Origin of the sequence: Pseudomonas sp. CFII68 (genome assembly GCF_000416195.1) — a bacterium.
GTDB lineage: Bacteria > Pseudomonadota > Gammaproteobacteria > Pseudomonadales > Pseudomonadaceae > Aquipseudomonas > Aquipseudomonas kilonensis.
The window spans coordinates 1-250 of record NZ_ATLN01000003.1 but is presented as its reverse complement, the minus strand read 5'-3'; the positions used below and the strand labels follow the sequence as shown (position 1 = coordinate 250).

1 pseudogene is annotated in these 250 nt (G+C 58.0%); it reads right to left on the bottom strand.

Going from position 1 to position 250, the window contains the following annotated elements:
• Window positions 1-17 precede the first annotated feature (17 nt).
• Window positions 18-250: pseudogene (locus CFII68_RS25685) on the bottom strand (C4-dicarboxylate transporter DctA); the annotation flags it as partial.

Here is a 250-nt window from a genome sequence, read left to right as displayed (position 1 = left end):
CCGGGGCGCTTTGCGGATTACTTTTGCGCCAGCAATGCCTTTCTTGCTGCCTTTTCGTTTTTCATGGCGGCGATTTCACGCTCGCAGGCCTCGACATCGAACGAGTTGTCCCACTTGGCAATGGCGATGGTTCCAATGCCGTTGCCGATCAAGTTGGTCACCGCCCGCGCTTCGTTCAGGAACCGGTCGATGCCCAAGAGCAACACCAGGCCAACCAGGGGGATGGAGTGAATGGTTGTCAGCGTGGCAG